At 59.5% G+C, this 9091-nt stretch carries 8 protein-coding genes and 2 pseudogenes; 8 read left to right on the top strand and 2 right to left on the bottom strand.

The window, feature by feature from the left end:
• The 8 genes and pseudogenes from MUU53_RS22495 to MUU53_RS22460 form a co-directional block, all read left to right on the top strand.
• A pseudogene (locus MUU53_RS22495) lies at positions 1-97 on the top strand (IS6 family transposase); the annotation flags it as partial.
• A gap of 254 nt (positions 98-351) precedes the next feature.
• Positions 352-1053 (top strand): annotated as a pseudogene (locus tag MUU53_RS22490) (IS6 family transposase).
• A gap of 172 nt (positions 1054-1225) precedes the next feature.
• Positions 1226-2134, top strand: a complete 909-nt coding sequence (locus tag MUU53_RS22485; RefSeq protein WP_247262845.1) for a LysR family transcriptional regulator — start codon at positions 1226-1228, stop codon at positions 2132-2134.
• A 187-nt stretch (positions 2135-2321) separates the two neighbouring features.
• A complete protein-coding gene (locus tag MUU53_RS22480) occupies positions 2322-3479 on the top strand; it encodes an ABC transporter substrate-binding protein (protein ID WP_247262843.1) in 1158 nt (385 codons plus the stop codon).
• 213 nt (positions 3480-3692) lie between these two features.
• Positions 3693-4682, top strand: coding sequence for an ABC transporter ATP-binding protein (locus tag MUU53_RS22475; RefSeq protein ID WP_247262842.1), 990 nt, complete (start codon positions 3693-3695; stop codon positions 4680-4682).
• Complete coding sequence (locus MUU53_RS22470; protein WP_247262841.1) at positions 4679-5629, top strand: ABC transporter permease; 951 nt, start codon at positions 4679-4681, stop codon at positions 5627-5629. The genes MUU53_RS22475 and MUU53_RS22470 overlap by 4 nt, the downstream gene beginning before the upstream one ends.
• Complete coding sequence (locus MUU53_RS22465; protein ID WP_247262840.1) at positions 5619-6434, top strand: ABC transporter permease; 816 nt, start codon at positions 5619-5621, stop codon at positions 6432-6434. Before MUU53_RS22470 ends, MUU53_RS22465 begins: the two co-directional genes overlap by 11 nt.
• A gap of 38 nt (positions 6435-6472) precedes the next feature.
• Positions 6473-7897: a gamma-aminobutyraldehyde dehydrogenase gene (locus MUU53_RS22460; protein ID WP_247262844.1), complete on the top strand. Its 1425-nt coding sequence runs from the start codon at positions 6473-6475 to the stop codon at positions 7895-7897.
• A 306-nt stretch (positions 7898-8203) separates the two neighbouring features.
• Here the strand turns inward: MUU53_RS22460 and MUU53_RS22455 are convergent, their stop codons facing one another.
• Together MUU53_RS22455 and MUU53_RS22450 are read right to left on the bottom strand one after the other, a co-directional pair.
• Positions 8204-8449: a hypothetical protein gene (locus MUU53_RS22455; RefSeq protein ID WP_247262839.1), complete on the bottom strand. Its 246-nt coding sequence runs from the start codon at positions 8447-8449 to the stop codon at positions 8204-8206.
• Positions 8421-8717, bottom strand: a complete 297-nt coding sequence (locus MUU53_RS22450) for a hypothetical protein (protein WP_247262838.1) — start codon at positions 8715-8717, stop codon at positions 8421-8423. The genes MUU53_RS22455 and MUU53_RS22450 overlap by 29 nt, the downstream gene beginning before the upstream one ends.
• Positions 8718-9091 lie beyond the last annotated feature (374 nt).

The following is a 9091-nucleotide window of genomic DNA, read 5'->3' as shown; positions in this document are numbered from 1 at the left end:
GAGGAAAGGCTTCGGCTTTTCCGGCGGCTGGACTGTCAACGACCAGAACGATTTGCTTGCGCGCCTCTTCGGAATCAGAAAGTTTAACAAAGCATGAAAATGAGGATGCTTAGGGGATAAGCGCGAGCTCCGAATATGTTTGCGACAAGCCCGAAGAAACCTTCGCCGAAGGTGCGGCTGTAAAGCTGGAAATGTTCCCCGTCATTGTCACGATCGTAGAGAATGCTGAGGTCGCGCCGCTGATTGACGAAATCCGGCATCAGGCCGAAACGGGCTTCCAGATCATCGTAATAGTTCTGCGGGCATCGTCAACTTAGCGGAATGTGGAATTTGATGTGCGAATGACGGGGCATGACAGACCGTGATCCGCTATATCGCCGACACCGCTTTCCCGGTGACATCATTGCTCACGCCGTGGGCTCTATTTCCGGTTCCCTCTGAGCCTGCGAATGGCCGAGGACTTGCTAGCTGCCCGCGGGATCATTGTCTCGCATCAGACCGTCCGGCTGTGGGCGGAGAAATTCGGCCGCACCCTTTGTCCGCGAGATCCGTCGTCGATCATCCGGTCAACTTGGGGACAAGTGGCATCTCGATGAAGCCGTTGTTTCAATCCGCGGCAAGAAACATTGGCTGTGACGCACAGTTGACCAGGACGGTTTCGTGTTGGACGTTCTCGTACAAAACCGCCGAAATGCCAAGGCCGCCAAGCGCCTGATGCGCAAGCTCTTGAAAGGCCAGGGACGATCGCCGCGGGCGATGATCACAGACAGGCTGCGATCCTACGGCGCAGCAAAGCGAGAGATCATGCCGGGTGTCGAGCATCGGTCCCCCAAGGGGTTAAATAATCGGGCGGAGAATTCGCACTAGCTGGTCCGGCGGCGAGAGCGGATCATGAAGCGCTTCAAGTCACCGCGCCATGTACAACGTTTCGTCTCCATCCATGACCCGATTGCCAACCTGTTCCACATTCCGCGCCACGACATCACCTCCAGCCATCATCGCGAACTGCGCTCAGAGGCGATGAGTCTGTTGGCGAAAATTGCCCGAGCATGAGAGATCTGGAGATCGCGTCTCTCGCGGGCCCTTCGCCCTGAAAGTGGCGCCGCTTGAAATTGCTCATCAAAAGTCTCAAGGAAATTCACCAGCGCTCTTTCCGCCATCAAACAAATTTTTGCAACAGAGCCGATCAACTTGCCTCTAGCCGGGCGCCGTGCTTCATAAGCTCATGGCCTTCACCCTCCGTCAGTTGCAGTATTTCGTCGCCGTTGCCGAACAGGGATCGGTGACCCGCGCCGCCCAGAACCTTCTGATCTCACAGTCTTCCGTGACCGAAGCGATCAAGGAACTCGAGGGGGACCTCGGGGTCGAGCTCTTTGAGCGCCATCCGCGCGGCCTGACCATCACCTACAACGGCCACCAGTTTCTCCGTCATGCCACGAAAATCCTGGCCGACGTTTCGGATGCCCGCAATGTCTTTGCCGAAACCCGGCAAAGCACCGGCGGCACGCTGAACATCGGCGTGACCTCCCTTGTTGCAGGTTACGTCCTCTCCGATCTGCTCGCCCGTTACCGCCGTGCCTGCCCGGGCGTTGAGGTGTGCGCCATCGAGGACAACGGCTCCTATCTCGAACATCTGCTGATCGGCGGCGAACTGGATGTCGCCGTCATGGTGATCTCCAACCTGCGCGACCGCATGGCGCTGCAGGCCGAGATCCTCGAAACTTCGTCCTACCGCCTCTGGCTGCCCATCGGCCATCCGCTGGTATCAGCCGCTATCATCTCGGTCCAGGATATCGCACGCGAACCGCTGATCATGCTCACGGTGGACGAAATCGAAGAAAACACCGGCAAACTCCTCTCGGCGCTAGGCGCCCGCCCGCATGTCGCGTTCCGAACCCGATCGGTGGAAGCCGTACGCAGCTTGGTCGCGACCGGTGCAGGCGTCGCTCTTCTGCCCGATCTCGTCTATCGCCCCTGGTCGCTGGAAGGTGACCGGATCGAGAGCCGCGATGTGTCAGGCGCTCTGCCCGTAGTGCAGGTCGGCATGGTCTGGCGCAAGGGGTCCAGCCTGTCCCAATCGGCGCGGGATTTTGTAGGAATTGCCGAAGCAAGCCGGAGTGGGCGGGTACGGTGAACGCGGCCGCAGGCGTCCAGCCGGATGCGGGATAGCGCAAAGAACCAGCAGAAAAACTCTCCGCCATCGGAAAAACCGAATTCGACATTCTGTCGAATGAATTTGCGAATGCGGCTTATTCGCGGCAACCTTCTTTCTGGGAACATAAAGCCGCATAAAGCGGCCCTCACAACCGGGAGACCTCGCGATGAAATCTCTTCTGAAGTCTTGCACTGTCCTAGCCTCTGTATTCAGTATGACCACCGCCGCCGTCGCCCGGGAGCCCTTGCAATCCCTCGGAGCCGGTGAAGGTGCGCTCTCCATCGTCAGCTGGGCCGGCTATATCGAGCGCGGCGAAACCGACAAGAATTTTGACTGGGTCACCGAATTCGAAAAAAAGACCGGCTGCATGGTCTCGGTGAAGACCGCCGCCACCTCGGATGAAATGGTCGCCCTGATGAACGAGGGCGGCTTCGACCTCGTCACCGCCTCGGGCGACGCATCGCTCCGTCTCGTGGCCGGCAAGCGCGTCCAGCCGATCAACCCCGATCTCATCCCCTCCTGGAAGACCATCGACGCGCGCCTGCAGAATGCGCCTTGGCACACCAAGGACGGCGTCCATTACGGCACGCCCTATGTCTGGGGCGCTAATGTCTTGATGTACAACACCGATGTCTTCAAGGGCGAGGCGCCGACGAGCTGGAAGGTCGTGTTCGAGGAGATGCACCTTCCCGACGGCAAGTCCAACAAAGGCCGCGTCCAGGCCTATGACGGCCCGATCTATGTCGCCGATGCCGCCCTCTACCTGATGGCCCACAAACCCGAACTCGGCATCAAGGACCCCTATGAGCTGAACGAGGACCAGTATAAGGCGGCGCTCGACCTCCTGCGTGGCCAGCGCCAGCTGGTCGGCCGCTATTGGCACGACGCCATGATCCAGATCGACGACTTCAAGAACGAAGGCGTCGCGGCCTCCGGCTCCTGGCCCTTCCAGGTCAACCTGATGAAGGCCGAAGGCGCCAAGATTGACTCCACCTTCCCCGAGGAGGGCGTCACCGGCTGGGCCGACACGACCATGCTGCATGTGGACAGCGAGCACCCGAACTGCGCATATATGTGGATGGAGCACTCGCTCTCGCCCAAAGTTCAGGGCGACGTCTCCGCCTGGTTCGGCACCGTGCCGTCTGTTCCCGCCGCCTGTAAGGGCAATGCGCTTTACGGCGACGAAGGCTGCAAGACCAATGGCTACGAGAACTTCGACAAGATCAAGTTCTGGCGCACCCCGACCTCGAAATGCAGCCAGGGCGAATGCGTGCCCTATCACCGCTGGGTATCCGACTACATAGGCGTCATCGGCGGCCGCTAAGCAACCCCTATGGGCATCTGGCCCCTCACCCTAACCCTCTCCCTGTGAACGGGGAGAGGAACTTGCCCCGAACCACCGCTCTGAATGCTGCCAGCCGACGCTCTGCGAGGCCAGCGGAAGGGTGCCTTTCTCCCCACTTTTGGGTTGAAGGTGCCGACCTTCGACAAGCTCAGAAGGCGGATGAGGGGCCAATAACAACGTTGGAGCCTTTCCATGACTGCAGCCGTCTCCTTCTCCAAGGTGTCGCGCCATTTTGGCACCGTCAAAGCCGTCGATGCCGTCGATCTGACCGTGGCCCCCGGCGAATTCTTCGCCATGCTTGGGCCTTCGGGATCGGGCAAGACAACCTGCCTTCGCCTGATCGCGGGCTTCGAACAGCCGACATCGGGGGAGATAGACATCTTCGGCGAGTCCGCCGTCGGCGTGCCGCCCTACCGACGCAATGTCAATACGGTCTTTCAGGACTACGCCCTCTTCCCGCATCTGAACATTCTCGACAATGTCGCCTATGGCCTGATGATCAGGGGCGTGGGCAGGGCCGAGCGCCACCGCGCAGCCGAACAGGCCCTCGAAATGGTCAAGCTGCCCGGTTATGGCACCCGCAAGCCCGGCCAGCTTTCCGGCGGCCAGCGGCAGCGCGTGGCGCTTGCCAGAGCCTTCGTGAACAAGCCGAAGGTGCTCCTGCTCGACGAACCGCTCGGCGCGCTGGACCTAAAGCTGCGCGAGCAGATGCAGGAAGAGTTGAAAGGCCTGCAACGGGCGCTCGGCATCACCTTCGTCTTCGTCACCCATGACCAGGGTGAAGCCCTCTCTATGGCCGATCGCGTTGCCGTCTTCAACGACGGAAAGATCGTCCAGACCGGCACGCCGCACGACATTTACAACCGGCCCAAAACCCGCTTCGTCGCGGATTTCGTCGGCTCCTCCAATGTGATTGCCCCGCAGGCGATGCAGGCGCTCGGCGGCGAAGCCCGCTGGACGAGCCTGAGGCCGGAAGCGATCCGCCTCGTTTCCGAAGGCGGTGTCAATGCCACTGTGCGCTCGACGAGCTTCCTCGGCGCCTCGACCAAACTCTTCGTCGATACGGCCATTGCGCCGCTTGCCCTGTCCCTGCCTGCCGGCCAGCCCGCGCCGCAGGAGGGCGAGACCGTGCTCATCGCCTGGGCACCGGCGGATCTGCATACCATGGAGGATGCGGCATGACCGCATCTGCCCAGACCGCCGTCCTCCCCGGCCGACAGGGCGCCGTCGGCAGGCTGTCAGACCTGTTCTGGCGCAAGCCCGGCCTCTTGCTGTTCCTGATGCTGACCCCGCCCCTGCTCTGGCTCGGCATCGTCTATGTCGGCTCGCTGCTCGCGCTCCTGCTGCAGAGCTTTTTTTCGATCGACGAGTTTTCCGGCCTGATCAATTACGAGTTCACGCTGGTGACCTACGGCCAGCTGCTGCAGCCAGCCAATTTCGACATCATCCTGCGCACCCTCCTGATGGCTGCCGCCGTAACGCTCGCCTCTGCCGCCATCGCCTTTCCCATCGCCTACTATGCCGCGCGTTTTGCCAAGGGAAAGTGGAAGGCCGTCTTCTATCTCGGCATCATGCTGCCGCTCTGGTCTAGCTATCTCGTCAAGGTATATGCCTGGAAACTGATCCTGGCCAAGGAAGGCATCCTCACCTGGCTCTTCGCCAAGCTGTATCTGACCTGGCTGCTTGACGGCCTACTAGCCATTCCCGTCATCGGCGGCAATTCCCTTTCCATCAGCTATATCGGCACTTTCATCGTCTTCGTTTACGTCTGGCTCCCCTTCATGATCCTGCCGGTCCAGGCGGCCCTTGAGCGTGTGCCCGGCAATCTCGTCGAAGCGTCAGGCGATCTCGGTGCCGATCCGCGGCAAACCTTCCGCTACGTGCTCTTTCCGCTCGCCCTGCCCGGCATCGTCGCCGGCTCCATCTTCACCTTCTCGCTGACCATGGGGGATTACATCATCCCGCAGATCGTCGGCACGTCACGGCTCTTCATCGGTCAGGCGGTTTACGCCCAGCAGGGCACCGCCGGCAATATCCCGCTCGCCGCTGCCTTCTCCGTCGTGCCGATTGTCATCATGGGCCTCTACCTCGCCCTTGCAAAACGTTTGGGAGCCTTCGATGCGCTCTAGCCATTCCCAATCCTCCGGCTTCGGTCTGAAGCTAGCAGCCGGTCTCGGCCTTGCCTTCCTGCATCTGCCGATCCTGCTTATCTTCGTCTATGCCTTCACCGCGGAGGAAAAGAGTTTCCAGTGGCCACCACCGGGCTTCACCGCCAAGTGGTTCGCCGTCGCCTGGAACCGGCCTGACATCTGGGAGGCGCTGACGCTTTCCGTCAAAGTTGCCTCCATTGCGACGGCCATTGCGCTCGTGCTCGGCACGCTTGCCGCAGCCGCCGTGGCCCGCACCCGATTCTTCGGCCGGGAAGTGGTCTCGCTGCTCGTCATCCTGCCGATCGCGCTTCCCGGCATCGTCACGGGCATCGCGCTCCGCTCGGCCTTCTCAATGGGCGACATCCCCTTTTCCTTCTGGACGATCATCCTTGGCCACACCACCTTCTGCGTCGTGGTTGTCTATAACAATGCGGTCGCCCGTTTCCGCCGCATCTCCGGCTCGCTGATCGAGGCCTCGATGGATCTCGGCGCCGACGGGCTTCAGACCTTCCGCCACGTGATCTTGCCGAACATCGCAACGGCACTTCTGGCCGGCGGTATGCTTGCCTTCGCGCTGTCCTTCGACGAGGTCATCGTCACCACCTTCACCGCCGGCCAGCAATCGACCCTGCCGATCTGGATGCTGGAAGAGCTGATCCGCCCGCGCCAGCGCCCGGTCACCAATGTCGTCGCCATGGTCGTCGTCATCGTCACCTTCCTGCCGATCCTAGCGGCCTATTACATGACCCGCGACGCAGACCAGATTGCCGGAAGCGGCAAATGAACCATCAAACAAATAGGGAGAACGCCATGATGGCCCAGATTGACACACGGATGCTGATCGGCGCGAGTTTCGAAGCCGGCTCGGAAACGGAGGAAAAGATCCTCAATCCGAAGACCGGCGAGGTCATCATCGATCTGCCGGAAGCTTCAGTCGCCCAAGTCGAAGCGGCCGTGGATGCCGCCGAAGGCGCCTTTGTCTCGTGGTCACAGACGACACCCGGCCAGCGTGCCGGTTACCTGCTCGCCATTGCCGATGCGATCGAAAAGGACGCCACCGGTTTCTCCGCGTTGGAGAGCCTCAATTGCGGCAAGCCGATCAATGCCGTGCTGAATGACGAAATCCCTGCCATCGTCGATTGCTACCGCTTCTTCGCAGGCGCAATCCGCACCCTACAGGCCCCGGCCTCGGGAGAATATCTGCCGGGCTTCACCTCGATGATCCGCCGCGACGCGATCGGCATCGTTGGCTCCATCGCCCCCTGGAACTATCCGCTAATGATGATGGCTTGGAAGCTCGCACCAGCGCTTGCCGGCGGCAACACCATCGTCTTCAAGCCGTCGGAACAGACGCCGCTGACGGCGCTGAAGCTCGCAAAAGTCATGGCTGACATCCTGCCCGAGGGCGTCGTTAATGTCGTGCTCGGCCGTGGCGAAAGCGTCGGCAACGCGTTGATCAACCATCCGAAGATCCAGATGCTGTCGATCACCGGCGACATTGCGACCGGCAAGAAGGTGCTGACCGCCGCGGCTAAGAACGTCAAGCGCACCCATCTCGAACTCGGCGGCAAGGCCCCGGTAATCATCCATGACGATGCCGATATCGATGCAGCCGTCGCGGCCATCCGTACCTTCGGCTATTACAATGCCGGCCAGGACTGCACAGCCGCTTGCCGCATCTATTCGAGCGACAAGATCTATGACCGCTTCGTTGCCGATCTCGCATCCGCCGTCTCGACAATCAAATTCAACCTGGCCGATGATGCCGACAATGAAATCGGCCCGCTGATCTCCAAGCGCCAGCGCGACCGCGTCGAAAGCTTCGTCACGAGGGCCGCCGAACACAAGCACATGGAAGTCGTGACCGGCGGCAAGCTGGGCTCCGACAAGGGTTTCTTCTACACCCCGACCGTCATTGCTGGCGCGACGCAAGACGATGAAATCGTACGCCGCGAAGTCTTCGGCCCGGTTGTCTCGGTCACCCGTTTCTCAGATGCAGATCAGGCCGTCGCCTGGGCAAACGACAGCGACTACGGCCTCGCCTCTTCCGTCTGGACCAAAGACATCTCGCGCGCCATGCAGACCGCCGCCAAGCTGCGTTATGGCTGCACCTGGATCAACACGCATTTCATGCTTTGCAACGAAATGCCCCATGGCGGCATGAAGCAGTCGGGCTATGGCAAGGACATGTCGACGTATGCCCTAGAGGACTACACGACGGTCCGCCATGTGATGATTTCGCACTAAATGCGAGCCCAGACAACTTTGGGTAGAGGCGTCTAGAAAGCGCCTCTACTCGTCAAGAAAGTCAATAACAGACAAAGATCGCTTAAGGTCATCATATTTCCTTTGCAGCAGCTTGAGGCGCATTCTACCAGACACCAATTCATCCTCGTTGAAGGGCGCGGCGGCATAGTATCTGATAGCGGTCAATAACTGAGCGCTTGAAGCGTCCCTGCTGGGACATGAGCCGAGCCATTCCGTTGATGGAGTTGCATCGCTGTCTCAGCTAAATGCGTCGTCCACATTGAAGGCTCGTGCTGCGTAGCTCCATCATGCGGCGCCTGATGTCGACCGCGAAGACAACGATGCACCCGCCAGAGCGATGCTTCCCCAAAACTTTCTATTGACGCCCCGGCTACGATTAGACAACCCCATCAGTTCAATCCATCCGTTTTCATACTCTACTTCGTTAACCTCAATTTCATAGCCGTGACGATGTCTTTCGATATATTTGTATATATCTGTTTGATGCTTGCTGTTGATGCGCTCAGTGCATAGCTTGAGCTGCTCGCGCATTTGCGCAGGTCTTCAGGAATGCATCCACGGCAATGTCGTTACAACCGTCTGTTCTATCATTGTAGCAGATCCAGTCGAGTTTGTCGGCTTCAGTCGGGCCGTACTTCACGTTCATCTGTCCGTCAGTCATGAAGACGAGAATTTTCTTCGTATTGCCTCCGTAGTCCACCGGCGCGGTCCCATCCCAGGCGGTCCGCCATTTGGGCGACAACGTATACCAACCACCGACGATTCCGGCGTCCAGCCTCGTTGAGCCCTGCGATGTCATGTTCGAGATGACATCTTGAAGATAGTTTATGTCAGCGGTCAGAGGTGTAATCGGTGGAGGGCAGAAGCTTTTGCCCGATCCATCATTGCTGTCCATTGGAACAAAAGGTTTCGATATGGGTGAATCGTCGCTGAGACCGGAGGAACCGACGGATCCCGAATCCTTCATTTCAAGATCGGCGCGAGGTTCGATGCACCCCATCCAGTAATAATTGCTCGATGTCTTTGCGAGATTTGTTGCCCCGTCGAGCCACTTCGAAATCGTCGCCGTCTTGTAGACGGTAATCCCCCGTCAATTAACGGGCTTCAAAAGTAGAATTTTCTCGGGCTTTATGATCGAGGAGATTTTTATGAAGACGAGCAGATTTAGAGAAC

The sequence above is a fragment of the Affinirhizobium lemnae genome (assembly GCF_022968395.1).
Taxonomy (GTDB): domain Bacteria; phylum Pseudomonadota; class Alphaproteobacteria; order Rhizobiales; family Rhizobiaceae; genus Neorhizobium; species Neorhizobium lemnae.
This window is presented reverse-complemented; position numbering and strand designations above follow the sequence as displayed.

What these genes read in the sequence shown, in the direction of transcription:
- MUU53_RS22485 (WP_247262845.1), top strand. Translation starts at nt 1,226, where the DNA reads ATGGCCTTCACCCTCCGTCAGTTGCAGTATTTCGTCGCCGTTGCCGAA.
- MUU53_RS22480 (WP_247262843.1), top strand. Translation starts at nt 2,322, where the DNA reads ATGAAATCTCTTCTGAAGTCTTGCACTGTCCTAGCCTCTGTATTCAGT.
- MUU53_RS22475 (WP_247262842.1), top strand. Translation starts at nt 3,693, where the DNA reads ATGACTGCAGCCGTCTCCTTCTCCAAGGTGTCGCGCCATTTTGGCACC.
- MUU53_RS22470 (WP_247262841.1), top strand. Translation starts at nt 4,679, where the DNA reads ATGACCGCATCTGCCCAGACCGCCGTCCTCCCCGGCCGACAGGGCGCC.
- MUU53_RS22465 (WP_247262840.1), top strand. Translation starts at nt 5,619, where the DNA reads ATGCGCTCTAGCCATTCCCAATCCTCCGGCTTCGGTCTGAAGCTAGCA.
- MUU53_RS22455 (WP_247262839.1), bottom strand. Translation starts at nt 8,449, where the DNA reads ATGCGCGAGCAGCTCAAGCTATGCACTGAGCGCATCAACAGCAAGCAT.
- MUU53_RS22450 (WP_247262838.1), bottom strand. Translation starts at nt 8,717, where the DNA reads ATGACATCGCAGGGCTCAACGAGGCTGGACGCCGGAATCGTCGGTGGT.